Raw genomic sequence first — 24,395 nt, 5'->3', positions numbered from 1 at the left:
CTCGTCCGCGACATCCTCGGAACAAGGAGAACCACCCCGTGAACGACCTGCGCGACCGACTCGACGCCACCGTTCCCGCACTGATGGCAGAACACCAGATCCCCGGAGCCGCAGTGGGCGTCTCCCTGAACGGACAGACCCTGACCTTCGGCTACGGCATCACCAGCGTCGCCCACCCCCTCGCAGTCGACGAACGAACCCTGTTCCAGGTGGGTTCGATCTCCAAGACGCTCCTCGGCGCCGTCATCGGCTTGCTGCTCGAAAACGGCCGTCTCGAACTCGATGCGCCTCTGGCACCGCTGTTCCCCGACGTCCCGGGCCTCGACAGGCGCATCACCCTGCGGCACGCGATCACCCACACCTCCGGAATCGATGCGCAGAACATGATCGCCGACGCGCCCCGCATCCTGACCGGGCACACCGACGACAGCATCCAGGCATCACTGGAGCACTTCATCGAACAGCCGCTGATGTTCGACCCGGGAAGCGACTTCACCTACAGCGGCCCGGGAATCATGGTCGCCGCGGCCACCGTCGAGCGCGCCACCGGCCGCCACTACGCGGACCTGCTGCGCGAATTGGTGATCGTACCCGCCGCCATGGCAACGACCTGCACATCGGCCGACGAAGCAATCTTCCACCGGGTGGCCGCGCCCCACGGCCGCAGCGCGACCCGTTCCCCCGAGCTGCTGATCGACCGGGGATGGCAGAGGCACTGGCAGCTCCCCGGATGGGACGTGCCCGGCGGCGGCGTGGTGTCCAACGTCTCGGATCTGCTGCGATACGCAGACTGGTCCACCTCCGCCGATGCACCGAAGCGACTCTTCGAACCCCTGGCCGGCCAGGGCGTCACCGGCCACGACATCGGCCTCGCCTGGCATCTCTCCGAGACCGGCGGGCACCCGACCATGTCGCACAGCGGCCTGACCATCGGCTACGCCTCACGTCTGGTTCTCGTCCCGTCGTGCGGCCTGGCCTACACCGTCCTGACCAACTCCCTGCACGGCGCGGAAATCGTCGGCGACATCGAGAGCATGATCCTCGGCGCCGCAGGCATCGACACCACGCCACAGCACGTGTGGGCCGTGCCCGCCGATCTTGCCGAGGCACTGCGGGGAACCTACGACTGCGGCTTCTACGGCACCATTTCGATCGGCCCGGGCGCCCACCCGGGCGAGCTGGCGATCACCGCCAACGGCGCACGCGCAGCCGAGGGACAGTACGTCATCGAGCTCGAGGGAGCCGACCGTGTCGGCCTCGCCGGCCCCGACTCACTGGTCGTCCTTTCCGAGGACGGTACGCCGGGTGAGCTGGTGGGATTCGTACAGGAGACCAACGGCAGCATCTCCGCCGTCCGGTACCACGGCCGCCTCGATCGCCGCATCGACTGAGCAGTTCTTACGCAGGGCCATGGCCCGTTGGCTTTAGCAGTAGCGGTTCTGGCGCAGATTCCGTGATGGGTTCACTTTCCGTAATTCGAGCCCAGCAGAGCCGAGATCGATCTCGGTTGGCGTAGAGCGTTCATGAAGACAGCGCGATTGATGGCTGTGTGGTCGTGTTGACGCCGGGACCAGTCGATCCTTGCGAGGATCTGCTCGCTGTGGGCCACGCGTGGCTCTGGGGTGTTGAGGTGCTGGTGCCACCAGAGGGCGTTGCGGTTCCGGCGGTCCAGGATGGCGTCGACTCAGCGGCTTCGGGTGGCGGTGCTCCGGTGGTCGCGGGCGCGGTGCGGATCAGGATGTCCGTCATGTCATCGGCGGCTGCGGCCGGCGGCCGTGAGCACTCAGGGCCGGTGACCGCCTCCCGCCCGGCCGAGTAGGCGCGCAGGGGGCTGACGCGCTGGAGCGGGGCCCGCAGGTCGGCGATGTGCTGGAGCAGGTCGGCGGTGGACCGGCCGTGGATCTCAGCGGCGCGGTCGGGCGAGATGACCATGATCGGATCCCTTAGTGAGCAGGGTGGTGGGGCGCGAACCAGTCGATGCCCAGCGGGTGGTGGGACTCCCGGATCCCCGGGCTCCGGGAGAGAGACGCGGGCCAGGGGTGGGCGGCGGGGGCGGCGGCATCAAGCCGTCTGCCTGATGCTCCATAGCCTGCCGCACGGCCGCCGCCGCGGCCTGAGCCTCGGCCCGCCACCCAGGAGCGGCGTCACCGGCCAGCCTCTCCGGCACGGCTGTCGACCGTTCGACCAGCTCCGCCGCCCGCGCCCATACGCCCGGCCTCGACCATGGCCACCAGAGTCTCCGGGCCCTTCGGTCCGTGGATCTGCCCGCAGGGACGCCATGCCGGCATCAGGCGCCGGCGCGCGTACTGCCCCTGCCGGATGGCCAGCACTTGTTGATAGCCGCCTGCCCCAACTCATGCCCTGATGCCACGCCGTGCGATGTCGGCGGCGATGCCGTCCAGGACCCCGGCAAGGCCTGAGGCGAAGAGGGCGTCGAGGTCCCAGGGGTTGGCGCCCGCGAGCATTGCGGGGCCGAGCCGTGGGTATGCGCCGGGCTCGTAGGGCGAAGTGCGTTCGTCGTCCGGCTTGTGTGCCGTTCGCCGGCCGGTCTTTCGAGCCTGCCGCTCCGTATCCACGTCGCTGACGTAGGTCAGAGCCGCCCCCTGTACGTAGGAGGCGAGCATGAACATGTAGCGGAACGCGTCGGCGGGTTCGAGACGGAGTCCGTCGAATGCGGAGAAGGCGCTCTCGCTGTCCGCGGCGAGTGCGGGGCTGGAGTGCGTCCAGGCAGTCACCAGGACTTTCGACAGGATCCATGGGTGGCGGTGGTACAGCTCCCAGTCGCGGTAGGCGGCCCGTTCGAGGCCGTGGCGCCAGTTCCGCGGCAGCGTGTCGGGCAGCGGGGTGCCTTTCAGCGCGGCCTCCACCATCAGGGCCACCAGGTCGTCTTTGGATGCCACGTACCTGTACAGGGCCATAGTGCTCGCGCCGAGGTCTGTGGCGACGCGCCGCATCGACAGAGCGTCGAGCCCTTCCGCGTCCGCGACATCGAGCCCGGCCCGCACGATGCGCTCGACGGTCAGATGAGGCGCGCCGCCGCCCTCCGGCACGCCCCTTCCCAGGATGCCGTCCTCCGGGAATCCGGTCGGCGCTTCCGTTTTTCGCGCCCGGTAGGCCCGCGCCCGGCAGGCATGGGAGCAGTAGCGTCGCGGCCGCCCCCGTTCCACAGGTTCCAGAACCGTTCCGCAGGACGCGCAGACCGACTGATCCGACATCACCACACTCCTTTTCGTCACACATTCGCCCGTGTGACGAAAGTCTACCCGGTCGGCGGATTGAACGTCTTGAACTGGGAAATTGGTCGATCGAGAATTCATTTGCGGTGAAGGAGAGCTGCATGCGTATCCTGTACGCCGAGTGACGCGTACAGGATACGCGCAAGGTGACGGAAGTTGCGATCGTCGACCGGCCGCAGCCAGCCGAGGAAACAGGAGTGAGTGAAGGACATGACCGAAGAGAGCGCAAAAGCCGGAACACGGCAGTGGATCGGACTCGCCGTCCTGGTGTTGCCGTGTGTCCTGGCGTCCATGGACATGTCCGTCATGTTCGTCACGCTCCCGTCCCTGACGGCCGACCTCCACCCGAGCAGTGCGGAACTGCTGTGGATCATGGACTCGTACGGCTTCCTGCTGGCCGGCCTGCTGATCACGATGGGCACCCTCGGGGACCGGATCGGACGGCGGCGGGTGCTGCTGATCGGTGCTGCGGCCTTCGGCCTCGCCTCGATTCTGGCGGCCTGTTCGACCGGCCCCGAGATGCTCATCGCGACCCGCGGGCTCATGGGCATCGCCGGATCCTCGTTGGCCCCCTCCACTCTTTCTCTGATCCGGAACATGTTCCCCGACGAACGCCAGCGGGCCACCGCCGTCGGCATCTGGACAGCCGGATTCGCCGGCGGTGCTGTCGTCGGCCCGATCATCGGCGGTCTGCTCCTCGAACACTTCTGGTGGGGCTCGGTCTTCCTGATCAACGTGCCCGTGATGATCCTGCTGCTGGTACTCGGACCGCAGCTGCTGCCCGAGTACCGCGACCCCGAGCCGGGCCGCTTCGACCTGCTCGGCGCCCTGCTGTCCCTGGTGGCTGTCCTCGCCGTGGTCTATGGCATCAAGACGACGGCGGAGCACGGCTTCGGCTGGCCCGGTGCAGTCTGCATCGCTGCCGGACTCGGCGTGGGAGCCCTGTTCGTCCGCCGCCAGCGCACGGCCGCCCATCCGATGATCGACCTCGCATTGTTCCGCAGCCGCCTGTTCAACGTGCCGCTGCTCGTCGGTGCCCTGGCTACCTTCGCGATGGTCGGCTTCTCGCTGTTCAATTGGCAGTTCATGCAGCTTGTCCTGGGCATGAGTCCGTTCGAGTCGGCCGTGTGGTCACTGCCCACGTTCCTCGTGATGCCCGTGGGTATCGCCCTGGCCACCACGATGGCGCCGCGCATCGGCAAGCCGAATGTGATGGCCATCGGGCTTGGGGTGGCTGCCGCCGGTTACGTCGCACTGGCTCTTATCCGGACGGACTCGAGCATCGTGTATCTGGTGAGCGCCCTGGCCGTGGTCTCCATCGGCATCGGTGGCGTGGCCGCCGTGGTCACCGAGGTGATCCTGTCCGCCGCGCCGCCTGAGCGCGCCGGGGCGGCCTCCGCCCTGACGGAGACCTCCACCGAGTTCGGCGGTGCACTGGGCATCGCGGTCCTGGGCAGTATGGGCACAGCCGTCTATCGCTCGCAGATGGAGTCCCAGGCGCCCGTCGGCCTCACCCCTGGGCAGCGGGCAGCGGCGGAGGAGACCCTCGGAGCCGCAGCCGAAACCGCTGCGGCCCTGCCGCACCAGACCGCAGAGACTCTGCGCAGGGTGGCATTCGACGCCTTCAGCCACGAGATGCGGATCGCCGCGGTGGCCAGCGTCGTCGTAACAGCCGGCGGAGCGATCCTGATCGCCACCCTGCTCCGTGGCGCACACAAGCGGTCCGGACACGTGGCTGCCGCAGCAGACGATGCGGAGCACTCGGCAGGACAGGGCCGACGGGACGAAGCCGACGGACTGCCTGCCAGGACGCCCACGGCATAGACCTTCGGGCCGGGGGATGTGGGAAGGTGTGGGCGCCGGGAAACGTGCACATGACGAACGGACGTCGCACGTGTGGATGACCGGGTTGTTCGTGACAGCGTCGGGTACAAGTGCCCGCAGCGGGTTCCGACCCACACGTACAGGTTGTTTTCGTCCCTGCGGATCGAGTACGAGGGTCAGTACGGAACGGAAGTCGTCGCCAGTTCCGCGATGTTCACGAACTGCTGACGCACAGCACCAGTAGGCAGGCGGCCCACGTCTCACGGCGTGGGCCGCCCACGTGCTCAGCCCGAGGGATGAAGCTCCTCGTCGAGCAGATCCTCCTCGCTGAGCTCAACGGCGCACTGGTTGCCCTCCGGGTCGGCCATCGTCGGGCAAGACCGGAAGTGTCCCGGGATTCCGCGACGACTACCGCGCCGAGCCCGGTGAGCCTGCGGACTTTATCGGCCAGAGTCCCCGTGGGTTGTTACTGGTCAGCGGCGGTTTCGGGACGGGGTTCGCTGTGTCGGCGTCCCCCATCCCGGGCTGTCCGGGCGTCTGCTGCCCGGCGCCGTTGCTGCAGGCCGCCATCACCGTGTTCAGGATGCCTGGCCGGGGGCGGCGACCGTTCGGCGGCAGTGGTCCGGTTGCTGAGACCCCGGAGAGGTCGGATACGCGGCACACGGCGGGCTGTCCGTCCTCGACGTGGCTTCGCATCCCGCTGCGCGAAAGGTATGGCCAAAAACGCACCCTCACGTATAACGTGCGTCCCACATCACTGAAATATCAATGATGTTCCAGGGTTCGCGCGGCAGTGCATGGCGTGGACTCGGGCTGCTCCTCTCCTCGTACTCCGAGGTCATTCTCCCTAGAGGTCGCACATGAAGAAGTCACTGAGAATCAGCGGTGCAGTGGTCATTGCCACCGCCCTCGCCGTGCTCACAGCCTGTTCCGGCGGGACCGGAGCGGACTCCGCGCATCGGGCGAAACCGTTCGGAGACTGCGAGGTCACCAAGAGTCCTCAGATCCATGAGCTGAAGACGAAGAAGGCGGGTGAACTCACCGTCGCCGCCTCGCTGCCCTTCCCTGCGGGTTACCGGGGCAACACATTGGAAACCATCGACGGCGGCTACATGTACTGCCTCGACGCGGAGATCGCCAACCGGGCGGGTCTCAAGAAGATCACCCTGGTCAACGCCTCCTTCGAGGCGCTGGTGACAGCCAAGTCGTCGAACTTCGACTTCGCGGTGTGGGACATCCTCGTCACTCCGGAACGGCGCAAGGCCGTCGACTTCTCCACCCGCTACAACACCTACGAGACCGGTGTCCTCGCCAAGAGCGGTTCCGGACTCTCCCCGTCCACCATCAAGAACTCGACTGTCGGCGTTCTGGCCGGATCGCTCCAGCTGAAGTTCGCCAACGACACCCTGAAACCCAAGCGGGTCCGAGTGTTCAGCTCCAACGACGACCTCTTCAACGCCCTGCTCGCCGGTCAGCTCGACGCCGCGCTGAACGACACCGCGACCGTCATGCCCCGCGCCGCCAAGTCCGACGGAAAGCTCGAAGTCATCGGCAGGTACCCGGTCGGCGGCGATGTCGCCCCGCTGTTCCCCAAGGGATCGCCGAACGCCGAGGTGGTGAACGAGATCCTCGCCGGCATGGAGAAGGACGGCACGTTGAAGTCGATCATGGATAAGTGGCTCAACCCGATCCTCGGCGGCGACCCGCAGGCACTCCCCGACTGGAGTGCCTGACCATGGCTGCCCGAACGCTCCACAAGGACTCCACCGACAGACCCGCACCCGGCGAAGAGAGCTTCGTCCCGGCTCGTCCGCTGCGTACCTCGGGATATCTCGGCGGTGCTGCGGTCCTCGCCCTGCTGACCATCGTGCTGTGCCACCAGTTCGCCGGAACTCTCACTTCCGGACAGATGCCCCGGCTCGTGTTCGGAGTCGTGCTGCCAGCGGTCGTCCTCGGCGGCCCGCTCCTGCTGGCCTACCAGCGCAACAGGCTCTCGGACGAGGAGTGGGAGGCCGAGCGCTACACCGAGTCGCGCATCGCGGCCGCCCGTTCCAGGAACGCATCGGTGTCCTCGTTGGGCCTGACAGGCTTCGTTGCCGTCGTGGCAGTCGCCGGCCTGCTCGTCCTCACCAACGAGGGTGCGGTGCAGAAGACCTTCTTCAACGTGTCGTTCATGACGGAGAGCCTGGGAGACGTCTTCAAGGCTCTCGTCATCAACATCGAGATCGCCGTCGGCGCGCAGATCCTGGCCATGCTCTTCGGACTGGCCCTCGCCGTGGCACGGCTGCTGCCGGGCAAGGGATTCTGGCCGGTCCGGGTGCTGGCGATCGCGTACATCGACGTATTCCGCGGCATCCCGTCCGTGGTGCTGATCTACCTGGTCTGCTTCGGTCTTCCCCTGACCGAGATGCCCGTACTCAGCGAGGGCGATCCGATCGTCTACGCCATCGCGGCCCTGGCGCTCACCTACAGCGCCTACAACGCCGAGCTCTACCGCGCCGGCATCGAGTCCATCAACCAGGGGCAGACCTCGGCGGCGCTCTCCATGGGCCTCTCGCAGCCGGACGTCCTCAGGTTCGTCATCCTGCCGCAGATGTCCCGGAACATCGCCGCCCCCATGCTCAGCCAGTTCATCGGGCTGCAGAAGGACACGGCGCTGGTCATCGTCGTCGGCATCATCGACGCCTTCAGCCAGGCGAAGATCTACTCCGCCAACGACTTCAACCTCTCTGCGGTGACCGCTGTGTGCTTCGTCTTCGTTCTCGTCACCATCCCGCAGACCCGCTTCGTCGACTACCTGCTGGCCCGTTCCGGGACAAAGCTGAAGAGAGCCTGAACCATGACGACAACCGCACACGTGGCCCTGGAGCAGGTCACCAAGAAGTACGGCGACACCACGGTCCTCGACCGTGTCGATCTCGGCGTCGAACGCAACAAGGTCGTCACCCTCATCGGCGCGTCCGGGTCGGGGAAGTCGACCCTCCTGCGCTGCGTCAACGGACTCGAACCGATCCAGGGCGGACAGATCCTGCTCAACGGCGACGTCGTCTCCGGCGACGGTGTCGATCTGGTCAGGCTGCGCCGCAGAGTCGGCATCGTGTTCCAGAGCTTCAACCTCTTCCCGCACATGACGGTCCTGCGGAACTGCACCCTCACACCGGTCCGCGCCGGGGTGGCTTCGAAGGCACAGGCGGAAGCCGACGCACGCGTCATGCTCGAACGCGTGGGGCTCAAGGACAAAGCGGACGCCTATCCCGAGCAGCTCTCGGGCGGACAGCAGCAACGCGTGGCGATCGCGCGTGCCATGCTGATGCGCCCCGAGGTGCTGCTGCTGGACGAGATCACCTCGGCCCTGGACCCCGAGCTGGTGATCGAGGTGCTCAACCTGGTCCGTGAACTGGCGGACGACGGCATCACCATGATGATGACCACTCATGAGCTGCCCTTCGCCAGGGAGGTCTCGTCCCAACTCTGCTTCCTGCACAAAGGAACCATCCTCGAACAAGGGCCGCCCGAGCAGATCTTCAATGACCCGCGCACGCCCGAACTGCAGACGTTCCTCCGCCGGATTCACGAAGCGGGAAGAACCTAGTATCCCTACCGGCAAGCTTTGCCGGGCCGTGCCGCCCGGCACGCACATTCCCCGTGTTGGCCAAGAACCCTGGCGCCTCCGCTGCAAGGGCTGCCGACCGCCTTGCGATCACATACACCGGACGACGCTCTTCACGGGGCAAACATTTCCGGTCACGGCACTAGCCGGAGGCCTCCTCGCCACCTACCGCTCACATCCCAGATCGCCCCAACGCCCCACCTCGTACAGGAGTTGACGATGCCGCAGCACTACGACGTGAAGAACTTCTTCAAGTACCTCGGCTACCCCGGCGGCGACCAGCCGTACTGGTCGCAGAACCTCCGCACGCTCTCGGTCTACTGCCGGGGAGACGCCGCGAACCTCGCCTCCCTGCTGGAGCCGACGCCTTTCGAGCCGGCCGACGACCGGTTCGTCGTCCAGATCGCGGACTTCGGCAATGCGACCCCGGGTGCCTTCTACGACTCCGGAGTCGTCATCCCGGTCCGCTACAAGGACACGACGGCGGTGACCTACTTCTTCGAGTTCGAGGATCAGCCCTGGAGCGTGGCCTTCGGCCGCGAGGTCTGGGGGTACCCCAAGCAGTACGCCGAGATCGAGCTGACGGACGGCGAGAGCGGTGCCTGTGGGACGGTCACGCGCGCGGGTTCCCAGATTTTCCGCATCGCGATGTCGGCGCAGGACGGGTACTCAGCTGATTCCTGGTCGGACATGCGCCTGTATCCGCACCTTCAGGTCCACGCGCTCCCCGAGGCGAACGGGCCGGGTTTCAAGACCTTCGAGATCATCTCGCGCGACACCTCCAAGGACTTCGTCCTGAAGCGCAAGTCCTTCGGCCCGGCCGAGGTCGAGCTGTCCTCGGCCCTTGCTGTCAACGGCGTCGAGCTCAAGCTCGTGGAAGTCCTCGGCGGGGAGTACTCCGTCGGCGACTACGCCTGCACGGTCGAGAACGGCATATCCACCGTGATCGATGATCTGCTCGCGGACCCAGGGGCGTCCGGCGCCGCCCCAGTGGTGAACGCGTAGCCTGCTCACAGCCAACTGCCCACGGCGTCAATGGTCCTGCCGTTGACGCCACACACACAGAGAGGTTGCCCGGTGCGTTCTGTAACAGTCGTCGGCGATTCAACGGCCGACGGCGAGGCATCCGCTCCGAATCTGCTCAGCGCCTCGGCCTACAACACCTTGTGCTCGCGCCTCGTGCTCTGCGAGATCATGCCCGGGGACCGACTCAGCGAGCCGGAACTGCGCAGAAGCCTCGGCTTCGGGACAACGCCCGTGCGCGAGGCGATCAGACGACTCACTTTCGAGCGGCTCGTGGTGGTCTACCCCCGCAGCGGAACCTACGCCACCGACATCGCCCTCAAGAACTCCCGGTCCGTGACCGAACTCAGGCTGGAACTCGAAGGGCTCGCCGCGACTCTGGCCTGCCGAAGGGGCTCGGACGCGGAGAAACAGCACCTGCTGGCCCTTGCCGAGCAGCAGGCGGAGACCACCAACCTCCAGGAGCGCATCGACCTGGACGCCACGTTCCACCGGGCGATGTACGCGATGACCCGCAACGAGGACCTTTCGGCCACCGCCGAGATCCACTTCAACCTCGCGCTGCGGCAGTGGTACTTCTGCTCGAAGGTCGTGAAGTCTCCCGGCGGTACCGCCGTCGACCACCGACCGCTGGCCGAGGCCATCATCCGGCAGGACGCCGAGGCCGCTTCCGCGCACATCCGTGACCACGTACTGCACGACTCCCAGAAGGTCGTGCGGATCCTGACCGACTACGGGCTGTAGCCAGCTCCCACCGTCTCGCCCGGCCCAATGCGAGGAGCGTTTCCATGCCGGCCGATCACATCACCTTCCCCTCCGCTACCCCATTCAGTTGCTTCTCACTGGCCGGACAGACCGCCCTCGTCACAGGTGCCGCCGGCGGACTGGGCCGTGCCCAGTGCCTCGCACTGGGCACGGCGGGCGCCCGAGTCATCGTCTCCGACCTCGACCCCGAGGCTGCCGAGGAGACGTGCGTGTCCCTCAGGGAGCATGCGATCGACTGTTCCCCCCTGGAACTCGACGCCGCGGGATCGAGCAGTATCGATGCCGCGTTCGACGCCTTGGAAGCATGCGGGGACAGCCCAGACGTCCTGGTGAATAACGCGGGCGTCTCCTTGCGCAACAGCGCCCTGGAGGCCACTCTCGAAGAGTTCGACACCATGCTCTCCGTCAACCTGCGCGGCACCTACTTCACCGCGCAACGCGCGGCGCGTGCCATGCGGAAACGCGGAGGCGGACGGATCATCAACCTTGCTTCCATCGGCGGCCTCGTGGTCGACGGTGAACGTTCTTCCGTGTATGACGCGTCCAAAGCCGCCGTTGTCCAGGTCACCAAGAATATGGCGTACGAATGGGGGCGGCACGGCATCAGGGTCAATGCCATCGCACCCGGCTACATGCGTACCGCAATGACCGCCGACCTCGTGCCCGATCTGGCGGAGGAGCACCGGCTCGTGGACACCCACATCCCGCTCGGGCGCATCGGTGAGCCCAGTGATCTCGGTGGTGCCGTGGTTTACCTGGCTTCGGCGGCGTCCGCGTACGTGACCGGCCACACGCTGACGGTCGACGGCGGCTGGGTGGTGGCGCTGTAGCAGTGTGCATCGCCGGTCTGTTCGCGCCCAGTCCGGACGCCGGCTCCCAGGACCTGGTCGCGGTCCCGGGAGCCGACAGCGCGCTCGATCGGGTCTCGGGATGATGGTCGCGATCTTCGCCGAACACTCGGACGAGCCCCATCCACGTCGGACACGCCGCACAGCTCGTCCTGCTGCACGATCTCGTCGAACGATGCGCACTCGACGTTGAGCGTGACGACCTGATGCCTCCTGCAGACTCGATCACGCTCCCCGCGCGGTGCTTGTAGCGGATGAATGACGTTCCGCCGTCCGGGCGGTGTCCGAACGCGCCGGGGCCGGCCGCGCCATGACATCCGCAGGGCGGCCCCGGCGCCTCAGGCAGCAAGGCCACCTTGACCCTGAGGGCTGCTGCAGGGTCGTCTCGGGCGCGTATCGGGTTGTGATCAATCTGCCGGATTCGGTTTCTTGGCGGAGCCTGATCGGGTAGATCGTCGTGCGTGACGCGAGTGCAGCTGACAGACCCGGAGTGGGAGTTCATCGAGCCGTACCTTCCGGTCGGCGGGACGGCCCGTACTCCCCGGGCGGCTGCGTCAGCAGTTCGAGGGTGTGATCCGGCGCTTCAGGACGGCGGGGCAGTGGCGGGAGATGCCGAAGGAGTTCGGTGCTTGGTCGACTGTCCACAAGCGCTTCCGGCAGTGGAGGGACGCCGGAGTCTTCGAGGCCCTCCTGGAGGGTCTGATCGCTGAAGCCGCGACGCGGGGCGAGGTGGACTTGTCCCTGGTCAGCGTGGACTCCACCACCGCCAGGGCCCACCACGACGCTGCTGGGACGCGCCTCGAATCCGACACGCCCGCCGCCCTGGAGAAGGCCGCAGCCGAGGAGGAGAAGGCCCGGCAAAAGGGGGCGGTCCGGAGGAACAAGCCGGGCTGGACACCGGAGACGGTCCGGCACGAGAGGAACGGCGACAAGTCCGGCGCCGTCGCCAGCTCCGACTGAAAGTCGCGTTGACCGGACGACCGAGGAGCCGCCTGACAAGCAAGGTGCACCTCGCCGCCGACCGCAAGTGCCGCCCGTTGGGTTCGTCCTGACTGCTGGACAGGCCGCGGACTGGCCTTGACCCCGAATCCTGGACACGGGTTATGCGGCTGGTGCCAGCGTAGTTGGCGCGAGGTGGAAGGCGTTCTCGAAGGCGATTGGTGATCGTTGTCCGAGGCGGGAGTGTCGGCGTCGGGTGTTGTAGCGGTGGAGCCGTCTGAAGGCGTCGAGTCGGGCCTCACGCTCGTTTGGCCAGCTCTTTCGCCCTTGCGGGGTCTCGCGTTTAAAGATTGCGTTGAAGGCTCGGCGAGTGCGTTGTCCGCGCTGGACCCGACCGTGCTCATGCTTCGTCGAACCCCTGCTGACCTGCTGACCTGCAGGCTCGGGCGAAGGCTCTGCTCGTGTACTGGGCTCCGTGGTCGGTGTGCATGATCGATCCGGCGAGGCTGCCACGGGTGCGGACTGCCGCCGCGAGGGCGTCGGTGACGAGGTCCGCGAGACTTCCCACTCGATGATCCCGTCTGCGTCTGCCTTGACCTGCAACTTCTTCAGGACGCGGGCCCATGTTTCGTCGATCTGCCATCGCCGGAACACCGCATACGCCGTCTCCCAGGGGCCGTATCGCTCGGGCAGGTCCCGCCAAGGCGAGCCGGTCCGGGCCCGCCACCAGATCCCGTCGAAGACCTGCCGCCGATCCCTCGGAGGCCGGCCCATCTTCGGTATCAGCGGCAACACCGCTTCCAGCCGCTCCCACTGTGCAACCGTCAGATCGCCACGAGACATCTGAAGATCGTTTCACGACCTTGATCGACATCTCAAACACGTCCTAATCCAGCCCCGGCCTTGCAGCTGGCGGAATCAGGGTTTCTCGTGTCGCAGAGGGACAGTTTGGGGTAGGCGCGCAAGCGGTGTCGCGCACGGTCTGGCGCGGGCTTCGGAGATCTGACCGCGTGTGAGACTGCAGGGCGGCCAGCTCAGCGAGATCCTGTCTACGACAGTGCTCTGCACGCCATGCAGAGGTCAGACGTTCGTAGATGTTTGGTGGGCGGTGAGCTCGGCCTTCTGCAGCCAGTCGATGTACCAGCGAGTGAATGTGACCGGCTTGTCGGCCTGGTCGCGGAGGGGGACCAGGTCGCCGTCGTCTGCCCGCCAGTCGGACCAGATGGTGCCCTGATGGATGCCGCTGATGACCAGCCACTCCCTCTGGGCGCAGCCGAGGTGGGAGATCACGATGGCGCCGGCGGTGCGCTCGGGGGCGAACAGCAGGGCTTCCCAGTGTTCGTCCCACGCTTCGATGGCGTCGTCGAATTCCTCGATCTCATTGAAGTTCTCTTCTTCAGGGCGTACGGCGAGAAGTGCGTCGCGGTCTCCGGGATCCGGTCCGTGGCCGGGAAAGGGCCGGGCGAGCATGGATAGATCGGCCAGGTCGGCACCGTCCCCTTCCCAGCGCCAGCGGCCTTGCACGCGGCGAACGGGAAAGAGGCCGTATGCGGGACCCGCGCCGCCGGCACCGACGCAGATGAGGAAGCTTCGGTACTCATCCGGCAACCGCACGCCTATCTGTGCTTCGAGCTCGGCGAGCCCGTCGTCGGCCAAGGGGTCTTCCAGAACCCACCTGTGCCCGTGCGATCCGAACACCCTGCTGCTCGCCGGTAGGGCGCCCAAGGCGCCCACTCGCTGACGGACACCGCTCCACTGCAGATCAATCATGCCCAGACCATAAGCGGAGCCAGTGACAGCGGACCCTGCCAAGGACTCCGCGTGACCTGTGGGCCACCCAGAACGCTGAGCCGGGCCACCTCAAGCGCTCAAGGGTCACCCGACGACCCCTGGTGCTGCCTGCTCGTCAGCTCGCCGCAGGCTGCCGCGTCCATGACCACGACCTCGAACTCGGAGTTCTGGCGGCGTTCGTCGTAGTACAGCGTGTTTCATAGGTGACCCCCGTTTCAACACCGGGCGCCGACGGCATCGCCGCAGGTGATTTTGTTTCACCGGTCGTTTCCTTCCCCTTGAACGGTGAAACGCACTCCTGCAACGATCTCGGCGTGATCACCGATCCGTACCGGCTCGTCGAGTCGTAAGCCTGCCCGATGTCCACCTGCCAGGCCCCAGCGGGCTCGCCCTGCCGCACCACGTCCGGCAAGGTCGCACTCAAGTACCACACTGCCCGCTTCCAGCTCGTCCCCGCGCTCCGCTCCGAACTCCACGTCGCCATCCCGGCCGTACGGCACCCCGGCGCCGCCTGGACGGCCCTGCCGGTGCAGAAACTCGCGGCGCCGGCCATGCCGATGGAGGTCCGCCTCGCGTACGCCCGCGTCTTCAGCCGCACACAGGAGATCCAGTCCCAGATCGACGCCCTCGAAGCCTCCGGCGTGCACCGTCTGTTCCAGGAACAGATCAGCACCCGGGCCCGGGAACGCCCCGAGATGAAGGCCGCCCTGGCTGAGGCCCGCGAGTACCGCTCACTGGGCGCGAAGGTCACCCCTGTGGTGCACGAGATGAAGCGCCTGGGACGCGGCGCCCTGGAACTGCTGAAAGTCGCAGAGGAACTGCGGGACGGCGAGATCGAGCTGGAGTTCTTCACCGGCCCCCTGGCGGGCAAGCACGACCCGGCCGGCCACGGCGCCGCCCTGTTCGCCTTCTTCGCCGCCATGGCGGAATCCGAACGCGACTACATCCGCGACAAGACCCTCGAAGGCCAGGAAACCGCCCGCACCAAGGGCAAGACGATCGGCGGCGTCAAGGTCTCCGACGAGGACATGCTCGCCACCGCCCCGCGCCTGCGCGACGACGAACACCTCTCCCTGCGCGAGATCGCCACCCGCCTCGTCACCCGCACCGGCAGGAAGCGAGGCCAGCACCCGGCCCCGCCCACGGTCATGCGCATGCTGCGCGAGCACGACGAGCAGACAGCCACGGCCGCCCTGGAGCCCACTGCCTGACCTGCGACTCAGTCCTTAGCGTTGTTTTCGGCGAGAACAACTGGGACCCCGTTCTGGCCGTCTCCGGCCGTGAACGAGGCATCACCCGTACGATGCCCGTCATGCATCACCTCTGTGATTGACCAGCGATCACTCCGTGGCCCTCCGCAAGCTGCGGGGCACACACGACGTCATCCCGTCGTTCGTCCCGGTCATCGTCCGGGACGTCACACTGCTGGAGTCACTGGTGCTCTTCGCTCGACGCCGTCCTTACGGAAGTTTTGTCGCGCTCCTGCGTGACAACGCCGACTTCCGACGCCTCTTCTGCGCTTCCGCTCTCAGCCTGACCGGTGACTGGTTCACTTTTGTCGCCCTCAGCAGCTTCGTCTACCGTCATACGGGCTCGGCAGGCTGGACAGCGCTGCTGTTCGCAGTCAACTCCCTCCCCGGAGTTGTGCTGCTGCACTGATCGGTCCGCTCACCGACAGGTTCGACCGGCAACGCCTGCGCATCGCGTGTGACCTGGGCGCGATCATTCCGGTCGTTGGCCTGCTGGTTGCCTTTCACACCCAGTCTGTCCCACTAGCCCTTGGCCGCCTGGCAGGGCTGTCCATCGCCGCCGCCATGGCGAGCCCCATCCCCGAGGCCGCCCTGCCGAACCTCGTCACCTCCCGTGAACTCCCACTGGCACAAACCGCGCTCGGAAGCCTGTACTCGGCGGGCCTGCTGGTGGGAGCCGGCCTGGGAGGCGTCGTCTCCGCGGCATGGGGCGCCTCGGCGACCCTCGTTATTGACGGTGCGTCCTTCGCCATCTCCACACTCCTCATTGCGAGGGTCAGGCAGCCGCTTTCCAAGGCGATGACGACTCGTCGGATCCGGATGCGGGCCGATACGGCCGAACTCTGGACCTTCGTACGGTCCACCCCGGTAGTGTCCGCCTTTCTGTGGCTGACCGTGGGACTGCGCCTCTGCTACGGCATGGTCGGCTGTTGCCTGTGTACGCCCTCGACCGCTTTCACGTCGGCGACGCCGGTGTCGGGGTCCTTTATCTGGCACAAGGGTTCGGCGCCGTACTCGGTCCCTTTCTCGGCCGACGGCTCGTCGCTGGGTCGATGCGCCGGAGACTGCACGCAGCCGGAGCCGCTCTGGCACTCTTCGGGTTCGGCTATCTTGTCTTGGCCCAGGTCACAGCCCTCGGTCCCGCCATGGCCGCAGCGCTGATCGGTCACATCGGAGTGGGCGCGTGCGCGATCCTTGCTGTCAACGGCCTCTGCTCGCCCTTCCGGACCTCGGCGACCTGGTAGCCCAGCGGTGTGAGTCCCGGCAGCAGCACCCTGTTACGCAGCAGCCACGTCACCGCCCGGTCGAACAGTGCCCGCGGCCCGTCGTTCGACACCCACACCCGCCCGGCTATGTGCTGGCGCAGCTGCAGGTCACCGTCGTCGAAATCGCGGATCCTCAGCAGCTTGCGGATCTCGCGGGCATGCTCGTGCTGGGTCGGCAGTCGTTCCGGATACAGTTTGAGACACGAGGCGTCGTCGATCCCCAGCTGTTCCGCGACGAACGTGGCTACCCCCGGCGGCACATCGGCCGGCGCAGACAAGAAGGTGCCGAGCATCCGCACCGTGCCCCACTGCACCGCCCAGCCAGGCCGGTTGTGGGGCCGTGCTTGGCCGCCGCCTGCTCCATCGCAGCCGCGTCCAGCCGGAAGAACTCCTCCAACTCCTGGACCGACGGCTCTCCAACAAACGCCCGTAACGGGCCATTTGCTCTTCTGGCAGGTACTCAACAGTCACATGCGGTGACGCTAGGCAACGGAAGCCCCGCCAACCCCCGGGGTCACCGAACCGAGACCCCTCAGATCATGATCATTCCTTAGCGTTCAATCCTGGAGCATTACCGACGGGACCCCGGACTGACCCGCACCGCCAGCAAGCTCGGCGACTTCTGGATCCAGTCGGACTTCTGTGCCCAGGTGAAGGGCGCCTCCGACGACCACCCGGTCACCTACAAGGACCCGACCACCAAGACGACGTCCACCCACGGCACCGATGGCCGCAGGGCGTGCCTGCCCCATTGCCTTTCTCTCGGGGTTGCTCGAAGTTCGAGTCCGGGAAGCACGATGATCGTGCAGCTCAGGCGCGTGTGTCCGCGGTCGTTGGGTGAGCGACAGGTGTCGTGGACCGAGGCGGTGGCTTCCTGATGTTGTTCTTCGAGAGCCTGCTGGCACATCTGGCCGGCGACTACCTCATCCAGTCGGACTGGATGGCGATGGAGAAGGCCAAGCGGTGGTGGCCCGCGATCGTGCATGGCACCACGTATGGGCCGCCGTTCCTGCTGATCACGCAGTCCCCGACGCAGGGGCCAGCAGGTTCCGCACCCAGACCAGGTACTTCACGGCCCGGTAGCGGTCCAGGACAACGTGCGTCGCCACGATCACCGCAAGTGCGAGCGCGTCGGGTCGCTTGGGCCGACGCGCAGAAGCACCAGGGATCGCCCGTGGCCGTGCCGTCCGGCCTGGCGGACGCCCTGGTCAGCGTTGCTGACAACACTGTGCACCTGGCGATTAACGCCGCCGCCCTGGCGTGCTGGGGGTGATGGCGACGACTTGGGGCAGGGAACAGGACCGGAATGCGCCAGAAACCTGCCGTGGCGACCGGTAAGCACCGGTGGTGGGTGGCCGAGCTTGGTGCGTCGTGACGGTCGACCGGCTTGGTTTGCGGTCCGGAATCGCGTTTGTCGACCAGATCACTCCGTGATGGGCAGGCACTCGGCGAGCAGGTCGACGACGTCACGCCACGCTCGCTGCGCGTGCCGTGGGTGGTAGCCGACGCCGGGAACCACGGTGTGGTCGACCGGCGGGTGGTGGAAGGCGTGCAAGGCGCCGCCGTAGACCATGAGGCGCCAGTCGACGCCCGCGGCCTGCATCTCGGCGGTGAACGCGTCCCGTTGCGCGGGCGGCATGATCGGGTCTTCCGACCCGACCCCGGCCCACACCGGGCAGCGGATGCGCGCCGCCTCGCCCGGTCGGCCGGTGGTCAGTGCGTTGACAGTCCCGATCGCGCGCAGGTCGACGCCGTCGCGCCCGAGTTCCAGCGCGATTGCGCCCCCGGTGCCGTAGCCGACGGCGGCGATCCGATCGGGGTCGGTCCGCGGCTCGACGCGGAGCACGTCGAGCGCCGCGTGGCCGATGCCCCGCATCCGGTCGGGGTCGGCGAGCAGCGGCATGCAACGGGCAAGCATCTCCTCAGGGTCGCCCAAATAGCGCCCGCCGTGGAGGTCGAAGGCCAGCGCCACGTATCCCAGCTCAGCGAGTACATCGGCCCGGCGGCGCTCGACGTCGCTGAGCCCCATCCCCTCAGGCCCGACCAGGACCGCGGGCCGGCGGTCGACACCGGCCGGGAGCGCGAGGTGCCCGATCATCGTCAGGCCGTCAGCCGCGTATTCGACCGTGCGCGTCGTAACCGTCGTCATGAGCCTGGACTGTAGTGATCGCCGGGCTCGGTCGGGCCGGTGTTCTGCTGCTGGCAGAAGGCAGGTCTCTGGCGTATTCCGGAACCGCCCCGTCAGCGGTGCAGCTGCGCCATCAAGTCCCGGTTCGCGGCCCATGCGGCGGCGAGGTCCTCGTCGTGCTCGGCGAGTTCGGAGCGGAGGTCGAGGATCCGCTGCTCCGAACTCGCCGATGCGGCGGGTGAGTGTTTCGACGTCGGCGCGGGCACCGAGCCCGGGGGCTTCCCAAGCAGCCTGCCCAAGCGCTTCAGACAGACGTCGTTCGAGCCGGGTGATGTGCGCGGACAGACGGCCGTTGCGGGCTGTGAGGTTCGCGATGTCGGCCAGCAGCGACTGGCGGCTGACCTGCGTTCCGGCCGTCGCGCCGGGAGGCGGCTCGCCCGCTCGGGCGAGAACGGCCGCGTGCAGGTCACCGTGCCGGTGGATCAGACTGCGGTGGACGTCGGTGGCTCGGGCAACGGAGGAGACGGTGATCTCCTCGCCGTCCGCGGCCAGCTTGTCGATAACTGTTTCCCGGCCGTCGCTCGGGCCAGCCCTTTCGCCCCGATCACCTGTCCGCGCTCCTCAACGAGATCGGTGTCCCAATGGCTGCTGCCCGCGGTGCCGCCATCCGGCAGTAACTCCTGGAGATGCCCGCTCCCGTCGTCGCAGACGATCTCGGCTACCACAACAAGACCACCACCCGCCTGCTCAACGAGACCGGCGGAACCTGGAGCCGATACGCCGCCGGGACAGGGCGTGCGCTCAGAACCTTCTCGTGTGCGGCCACCAGCTCCGCAGGTCTCCACGCGGCGCGCTGCTCGGCTACGGAGTCAAAATTATTGGGGACCCGGCATTCGTCACCGATCGTGTCTGGTGGGACGACTGGAAGGCCTGAACAGCACAAAGCCCCCTGGGGGACTCCCGGGGGCCACAACCACCTCTGAGGGAGGAGGGATCCAGTCTCCTGGCTCAGGCCTTTGTCCCGGCAGCCCGCCAAGGGGCTCCTGCAATTTCAGCATAGCGGGCAGCACGACCACTGGCACAGAACGCCAGGCCTCAACACGAAGCTGGAACGAATGTGCGCCCCTGCGTAGTCGCCGGAGCTTGCCCGCCTGGAGGGCTGTTGGCGCTGCCGGGTGGCGCGCCACGGCTTCTGGCCGGCCGGAGCCAGCCGTGGCGGTGGCGTCACCCGCAAGATGCGCACTCGACGCCGGGCTCCTGGTCCGCGCCGACGACGGGACCGCCGTCCTGGCCGACGACGTCAGCACGGCACTCGCGCCAATGCGGGTGCAGACACGGAGGTCGGGTGGAGGAGATCGCGCCATCCTTCGTCAAGATCCAGCGGGACCGTGCGGCTGTCGCGATACTCGTTCCGCCCGCCTCCGGAGAGCAGGGGAGGGCTCGGAGCGAGGGGGCCGGTGGGCGAAGCGCAGACGGAACACGAGGTGCACCAGGAGCACGAGAAGCTGGTACCGGTACGTGCTCTGGCCGATCAGCACGCTCTCTCCGTCGCCCGGGACCACGGGGGCAAGGAGCGGATGGCGCCCGTGGGGGCGTTCCCGCAGGTGTCGTGCCCCTAGGGCATCCAGCATCGAGTACCACCTAGATGAGGAGAATTCCATGCGGGCCAAAAGGACCACGGCCGCGTTGGGCGGACTTCTGCTGACGGCCGGACTTTCCGTGGCACTGGAGTCCTCCGCACAAGCGGCAGCTTCGTGCGAGGGCACCTACACGATCGTCGTCGGCGGCACCGGCAGTTCGTGGAACAACGACGGATTCACCGGCAACATCCAGCAGCACGTCGGCTACCCGACCCAGATCCCCAACGGCGCGAGCGCCCGGGCGGGCGTCAACGAACTGAATCGGCTGGTGCGCGACCAGCGCAACGCGTGTCCGGGCCAGCACGTCAAGATGGGCGGGTACTCCCTGGGCGCTGCGGTGGTGCACATCTGGGTCACCGAGAACTGGCAGACCTTCGGCAACGTCAACGCCGTCCTCGTCTCGGACCCCAAGCGCCAGGGCCCTCCCGGCGCCAACGGCGGCGCGGTGCCGTTCGGCGGTGTCATCGGCGCTCCGCTCGCGGGCGCCGACAAGTTCTTCGGCAACGTGCCGGTCAAGACGATCTGTCACTGGGACTACGTCTGCGACGAGTCCGCCGGCATCTGGACCTACCCGCAGAACCACATCAACAACTACCCCAACGACTTCAACATGGATCACCACAACGACAGCGCCAACGAGGTCTGGTACAACGGCGCCTGGTACCCCGCGTAGTCACATGTCACCTGCCTGCTGGCCGATCCGTTCCGGCCGCAGGCAGGTGACGGGCTTTGCGCTCCAGTGTTCGGCCATTTCCTGTGGTCGCTGGGGGCGCGCCAGTCGTAGTGGGGCCCAGTGTGGCCGGGGTACTGGGTGCAGCGAGCGTACGAATCGGGGCGCTCCGCCCAGCAGTACCCGTGCCCGATTGGCGCGCTCACCGCCGTGCCTTCTTCCACGCGCGGCCGAGCCGTACGACGGTCGCGCACTGTGCCCCCGTACGGCAGGCATCGCATGCCAGGGTGTGCCCGAGATACGCCGGATACGCAAGCTCAGGCGGCGGGAACGCGGTCCGCTGCTGCGTCGATGCCATCATCGGGCCGCCCTCTGCCCCGAGCACGCCAGGGCATCCACACACTCGCGGGGGAACCACGCGTACGCGGCACCGGTGGCGGGGGTAACGCGCTGCTCGTTGGGTGGATTTCTACCGGTCCACCCAACTGTTCCGCGTGTGTACTCTCCGACGCTGATCCCCGGCTTGTTGCAGGCCGAGGGATACGCAGCCGCCCTGCTGTCCTCGATCGGCAGGTTCCGCGGTATCCCGGTCAACGACGGTGCGGAAGCGGGAGCCGCCAGGGTCGACCGGTCCCACATCATCCGCGAGCCGGGGCGCAGGTTCGTCTTTCTGATCGAGGAAGCCGCGCTCACCTACCGGGTTGGAGACGCGGACGCGATGGCCGCACAGCTCGGCTACCTCCTGAGCGCAGGGGCGCTTCCTTCCGTGTCGCTGGGCGTCGTCCCGTCGTCGGTGTCCCGTGATCAGGGCATGTGGCCGCAGGAGATCTTCCATGTGTACGACGACAACGTCGTCTCTGTCGAGCTGCTGTCCGCTCAGGTCAACATTACTCAGCCGTCCGAAGTCGAGATGTATGTCCGGGCGTTCGAGCAGTTGCGCGGTATGGCCGTATATGGAGCAGCGGCGAGAGCCCTCGTGGTGAAGGCCATCGAAGCCCTCGCCTGACCCCAGACACACGAAAGTGCCCCTCCCGCACATGGCGGAAGGGGGCACGGACCGTCGGCTACAGGGCGCCGGGGGCAGGCTGATGGTCGACGGTCTGCTGCCCGCAGGACTCTGCAAGCACGGACAATGCTGCAACTTCGGGGGCGTCCACGGTCAAGCTCCAGCGAAGCTTCGTTGAGACCCAGTCTGCGGCGTACGTACAACGGGCGTCCGCCAGCGGCGGCAGCCAGGCCGCCGGGTCCTGGTCAGACTTGCTGCGGTTCGTCTTCGCGGTCACCGCCACCAACGAGCGGTCGGCTCCCAGATCGTTCGCGTATGCCTCCCGGCGAGTGGCCGTCCACTGCGATGCCCCGCTGTCCCAGGGGGCCACTCGGCAGGATCGCTCTCTCAGACGCGCATAACGTGTGTTGTGAGTCGGTCGGCGAAACGACCCGATCCTTAGGATCGTTCCTGACGGATTTCCGGAGGATTCATCCGTTTCGACGTGCCGGGCGGAACGTCATCGCTGCTTCGACGGGATGTCCCACGTCCGGTCCGCGTCTCGAACGATGCGTAGTCCGGTGGTTGAACATGGCGACCTTCAGCCCGCTCCTCACGCCTACCCGTTCCTGGGTGCCGATGTGGTGTCGCTGTCCTGGTTGGTACTCATAGGTCAAGGGAGCGCCTGGTGACGGTAGTTGATGCCCCTACCAGTGGACCCTTCTTGGTGCAAAGCCTTGACTTGCAGTCTTGAGTACCTATCTTGACTGCATGAGTACTGAGAAGCCCCGACTCATTCCGACCGGAACCTGCTGGTGCGGCTGCAGGCGTGAAACCGGCCTCGGAAAGTTCTTCACCCAAGGGCACGACAAGAGGGCCGAGTCCGCGCTCATCGCCCTCGAATACGACAGCAGCGTCCCTCACTTCCTCCATGCCCACGGGTACGGGCCCCAGCACTCCGTCACCGGAGACGCGGTCCGCAAAACCGACTGGGAGGAGTGCACCGAGTGCAACACCCAACCTGGCTACCGGGGCGCGCCGGCCAGCATGACCAAGCACAAGCGCAAGTACCACCCCACCACCGGGCAGTGAGGACCACGACCATGGCGACTACGGACACCTCCCCAGCCACGTTCGCCAATGTCACCTACGACCTGAACTCCTCGTACGTTGACCGCGACGGTGACGTGTGGTTCTTCGAGGACACCATCAGCGCTGAGGACGGAACGTGGGAGATGCGCAGCTCGGCAGACTGCGAGGCGTACTCGCTCGCCGACGTCATCCTGTGGTGGGGGCCTCTCAAGGCTTACGGCCGTCGCCCCACCACGTCGCCGGCCCAGCCACTGAGCAGTGAGGACCACGACCATGAGTGACGGCCTGAGCCCTGAGGCCAACACGTATCCGCCCGAGGTGTTGAACGCGATCGGAGATCTACTTGCCACAGCGCACCGGCACCAGGTCGGCGTGGCCTTTGAGCCGGACGGTGAAGTCGTCGGCCAAGAGGTCTTCCAGAGCCCACCCGTGCCCGTGCGAGCCGAACACCCTGCTGCTCGCCGGTAGGGCACCCAAGCCTGAGCCCGCAGGTGAGGGGCGACGGTGCTGATGAGGAAGGCCGCTGCCATCAGCCTGGCCGCCGCGCGGCTCGTCGCGGATGTCTGCGATGCGGTCGGTCATAGTGCGTACCGTCGCGACTGAGCCCGGCCCGATTCGGCCCGTGGGCTTTGTGGCACGTGCGCGTTCCTCCGCGTGCGCCTTGTCCCCGGACCTCCGTCAGGACGGGCTCTTGAGGGGAGTGCTGCCGTCCCTGTTGAGCGCGCTCCCCGGGCGGAAGAACCGCTTGGCGCCGAAGTGGCCGCGCTCGGCGGCCATACGGAATCAGGGCTCCGACTCCGCGAGTCCGTCGCGCTGCTCGACGAGCCTGCCCATTTCCCACATCGACTCGACATCACCGTTGTCGACGGCCGTTCGCAGCAGGCGTTCCGCCTCGTCGAAGTCGTCCTGGATCTTGGCCAGCATCGCCAGGCCGCGCAGCGCACCCGGATCGCCCGCCGCCGCGGCGACACGGAGTTCATCGACCGACATCTTCCGTCTGTTACGGGCGGCCCCGTTGACCAGGAGCAGGATGCCCAAGGCCCACAGGATCCAGCTCACCTGGGTGAGCGTGTCCTGGTCCGTCGTCACACCGATGATGCTCAGAACCGCGGCAACGAACAGTGCAATGCCGGCCACACCGACCCCCTTTTCCGCCCATCCTGACAGGGGCAGAATAGGCCCCCTTCGTTCCTCTTGCCGAGGGCGGAACCGGCCAGCGGCGTGGGCCCGGTACCCGTGCCCACCCGCTCGTGCCCCTGAGTGTCGTTGCTCGACTCGATCAGCTGCCGCACCGACCTCAGGAGGCGGACCCGGACGCGCTCGTGCGGG

The 24,395-nt window shown here is 67.0% G+C and carries 23 protein-coding genes and 5 pseudogenes; 18 read left to right on the top strand and 10 right to left on the bottom strand.

The features are described 5' to 3' along the window. Nucleotides 1-38 precede the first annotated feature (38 nt). On the top strand, nt 39-1,391 hold the full coding sequence (locus tag A6A29_RS23695) for a serine hydrolase domain-containing protein (RefSeq protein WP_073722623.1): 1,353 nt from the start codon (nt 39-41) through the stop codon (nt 1,389-1,391). A 963-nt stretch (nt 1,392-2,354) separates the two neighbouring features. Here A6A29_RS23695 and A6A29_RS23690 read toward each other — a convergent pair. After that, the gene (locus tag A6A29_RS23690) at nt 2,355-3,215 is read right to left on the bottom strand and encodes a TetR/AcrR family transcriptional regulator (protein WP_073722621.1); all 861 of its coding nucleotides are present in this window, start codon (nt 3,213-3,215) and stop codon (nt 2,355-2,357) included. Between the two features lie 231 nt (nt 3,216-3,446). On the opposite strand from A6A29_RS23690, the gene A6A29_RS23685 reads away from it, so the two are divergent. From A6A29_RS23685 to A6A29_RS23650, 8 genes and pseudogenes are all read left to right on the top strand, one after another. Next, nucleotides 3,447-5,060: an MFS transporter gene (locus A6A29_RS23685; protein WP_079182981.1), complete on the top strand. Its 1,614-nt coding sequence runs from the start codon at nt 3,447-3,449 to the stop codon at nt 5,058-5,060. Nucleotides 5,061-5,920: 860 nt separating this feature from the next. Beyond that, complete coding sequence (locus tag A6A29_RS23680) at nt 5,921-6,793, top strand: ABC transporter substrate-binding protein (RefSeq protein ID WP_073722617.1); 873 nt, start codon at nt 5,921-5,923, stop codon at nt 6,791-6,793. A 2-nt stretch (nt 6,794-6,795) separates the two neighbouring features. Next, entirely contained in the window at nt 6,796-7,896 is a 1,101-nt protein-coding gene (locus A6A29_RS23675) for an amino acid ABC transporter permease (RefSeq protein ID WP_079182977.1), read from the top strand. 3 nt (nt 7,897-7,899) lie between these two features. After that, nucleotides 7,900-8,652, top strand: coding sequence for an amino acid ABC transporter ATP-binding protein (locus A6A29_RS23670; protein ID WP_073722615.1), 753 nt, complete (start codon nt 7,900-7,902; stop codon nt 8,650-8,652). A gap of 237 nt (nt 8,653-8,889) precedes the next feature. Next, nucleotides 8,890-9,675, top strand: a complete 786-nt coding sequence (locus tag A6A29_RS23665; protein ID WP_073722613.1) for an acetoacetate decarboxylase family protein — start codon at nt 8,890-8,892, stop codon at nt 9,673-9,675. Nucleotides 9,676-9,747: 72 nt separating this feature from the next. Continuing rightward, a complete protein-coding gene (locus A6A29_RS23660) occupies nt 9,748-10,437 on the top strand; it encodes a GntR family transcriptional regulator (protein WP_158074456.1) in 690 nt (229 codons plus the stop codon). Nucleotides 10,438-10,481: 44 nt separating this feature from the next. Next, complete coding sequence (locus A6A29_RS23655) at nt 10,482-11,288, top strand: SDR family NAD(P)-dependent oxidoreductase (RefSeq protein WP_073722610.1); 807 nt, start codon at nt 10,482-10,484, stop codon at nt 11,286-11,288. 479 nt (nt 11,289-11,767) lie between these two features. Then, nucleotides 11,768-12,384 (top strand): annotated as a pseudogene (locus A6A29_RS23650) (transposase); the annotation flags it as partial. Nucleotides 12,385-12,407: 23 nt separating this feature from the next. Here the strand turns inward: A6A29_RS23650 and A6A29_RS48165 are convergent. Then, nucleotides 12,408-13,088, bottom strand: a complete 681-nt coding sequence (locus tag A6A29_RS48165; RefSeq protein WP_079182974.1) for a transposase — start codon at nt 13,086-13,088, stop codon at nt 12,408-12,410. Nucleotides 13,089-13,325: 237 nt separating this feature from the next. After that, entirely contained in the window at nt 13,326-14,015 is a 690-nt protein-coding gene (locus A6A29_RS23635; protein ID WP_073722608.1) for an SMI1/KNR4 family protein, read from the bottom strand. A 380-nt stretch (nt 14,016-14,395) separates the two neighbouring features. On the opposite strand from A6A29_RS23635, the gene A6A29_RS23630 reads away from it, so the two are divergent. The 3 genes and pseudogenes from A6A29_RS23630 to A6A29_RS48160 all read left to right on the top strand — a co-directional run. Then, a complete protein-coding gene (locus tag A6A29_RS23630; RefSeq protein ID WP_073722606.1) occupies nt 14,396-15,247 on the top strand; it encodes a recombinase family protein in 852 nt (283 codons plus the stop codon). Between the two features lie 118 nt (nt 15,248-15,365). Beyond that, on the top strand, nt 15,366-15,695 hold the full coding sequence (locus A6A29_RS44910; protein ID WP_143197056.1) for an MFS transporter: 330 nt from the start codon (nt 15,366-15,368) through the stop codon (nt 15,693-15,695). Next, nucleotides 15,581-16,144, top strand: a pseudogene (locus A6A29_RS48160) (MFS transporter); the annotation flags it as partial. The gene A6A29_RS44910 and the pseudogene A6A29_RS48160, both read left to right, overlap by 115 nt. 53 nt (nt 16,145-16,197) lie before the next feature. Here the strand turns inward: A6A29_RS48160 and A6A29_RS46845 are convergent. Together A6A29_RS46845 and A6A29_RS23615 are read right to left on the bottom strand one after the other, a co-directional pair. Continuing rightward, nucleotides 16,198-16,455 (bottom strand): hypothetical protein, encoded by a 258-nt coding sequence (locus A6A29_RS46845; RefSeq protein WP_241838631.1) that lies wholly within the window; start codon nt 16,453-16,455, stop codon nt 16,198-16,200. Next, nucleotides 16,452-17,015, bottom strand: a complete 564-nt coding sequence (locus A6A29_RS23615) for a DUF4158 domain-containing protein (RefSeq protein ID WP_274535826.1) — start codon at nt 17,013-17,015, stop codon at nt 16,452-16,454. The genes A6A29_RS46845 and A6A29_RS23615 overlap by 4 nt, the downstream gene beginning before the upstream one ends. 413 nt (nt 17,016-17,428) lie before the next feature. On the opposite strand from A6A29_RS23615, the gene A6A29_RS23605 reads away from it, so the two are divergent. Then, nucleotides 17,429-17,824, top strand: coding sequence for a DUF3307 domain-containing protein (locus A6A29_RS23605; protein ID WP_073722598.1), 396 nt, complete (start codon nt 17,429-17,431; stop codon nt 17,822-17,824). A gap of 150 nt (nt 17,825-17,974) precedes the next feature. On the opposite strand, the gene A6A29_RS23600 is transcribed toward A6A29_RS23605, so the two are convergent. Next, nucleotides 17,975-18,700 carry a dienelactone hydrolase family protein gene (locus A6A29_RS23600; RefSeq protein WP_073722596.1) on the bottom strand — a complete coding sequence of 242 codons (726 nt, stop codon included), beginning with the start codon at nt 18,698-18,700 and terminating at the stop codon, nt 17,975-17,977. A gap of 92 nt (nt 18,701-18,792) precedes the next feature. Further along, a complete protein-coding gene (locus A6A29_RS46840) occupies nt 18,793-18,978 on the bottom strand; it encodes a hypothetical protein (protein WP_241838629.1) in 186 nt (61 codons plus the stop codon). Between the two features lie 1,158 nt (nt 18,979-20,136). On the opposite strand from A6A29_RS46840, the gene A6A29_RS45390 reads away from it, so the two are divergent. From A6A29_RS45390 to A6A29_RS23585, 3 genes and pseudogenes are all read left to right on the top strand, one after another. After that, nucleotides 20,137-20,298 (top strand): hypothetical protein, encoded by a 162-nt coding sequence (locus A6A29_RS45390; RefSeq protein WP_158074454.1) that lies wholly within the window; start codon nt 20,137-20,139, stop codon nt 20,296-20,298. 40 nt (nt 20,299-20,338) lie between these two features. After that, nucleotides 20,339-20,992, top strand: a complete 654-nt coding sequence (locus A6A29_RS23590) for a cutinase family protein (protein WP_073722594.1) — start codon at nt 20,339-20,341, stop codon at nt 20,990-20,992. Nucleotides 20,993-21,447: 455 nt separating this feature from the next. Continuing rightward, nucleotides 21,448-21,995: pseudogene (locus A6A29_RS23585) on the top strand (DUF5753 domain-containing protein); the annotation flags it as partial. A 58-nt stretch (nt 21,996-22,053) separates the two neighbouring features. On the opposite strand, the pseudogene A6A29_RS46835 reads toward A6A29_RS23585, so the two are convergent. Further along, nucleotides 22,054-22,356, bottom strand: a pseudogene (locus A6A29_RS46835) (HNH endonuclease family protein); the annotation flags it as partial. Nucleotides 22,357-22,745: 389 nt separating this feature from the next. On the opposite strand from A6A29_RS46835, the gene A6A29_RS46830 reads away from it, so the two are divergent. Then, the gene (locus A6A29_RS46830) at nt 22,746-23,066 is read left to right on the top strand and encodes a hypothetical protein (protein ID WP_241838628.1); all 321 of its coding nucleotides are present in this window, start codon (nt 22,746-22,748) and stop codon (nt 23,064-23,066) included. A gap of 11 nt (nt 23,067-23,077) precedes the next feature. Next, the gene (locus A6A29_RS44905) at nt 23,078-23,347 is read left to right on the top strand and encodes a phiSA1p31-related protein (protein ID WP_073722590.1); all 270 of its coding nucleotides are present in this window, start codon (nt 23,078-23,080) and stop codon (nt 23,345-23,347) included. 195 nt (nt 23,348-23,542) lie between these two features. On the opposite strand, the pseudogene A6A29_RS44220 reads toward A6A29_RS44905, so the two are convergent. Continuing rightward, a pseudogene (locus A6A29_RS44220) lies at nt 23,543-23,729 on the bottom strand (hypothetical protein); the annotation flags it as partial. 120 nt (nt 23,730-23,849) lie between these two features. Continuing rightward, nucleotides 23,850-24,203 (bottom strand): sel1 repeat family protein, encoded by a 354-nt coding sequence (locus A6A29_RS23565; RefSeq protein ID WP_241838627.1) that lies wholly within the window; start codon nt 24,201-24,203, stop codon nt 23,850-23,852. Nucleotides 24,204-24,395 lie beyond the last annotated feature (192 nt).

Source organism: Streptomyces sp. TSRI0281, assembly GCF_001905125.1.
In the GTDB taxonomy this organism is placed as follows: domain Bacteria; phylum Actinomycetota; class Actinomycetes; order Streptomycetales; family Streptomycetaceae; genus Streptomyces.
The sequence above is the reverse complement of the archived record's forward strand: the minus strand, read 5'-3'. Positions and strand labels throughout refer to the sequence as shown.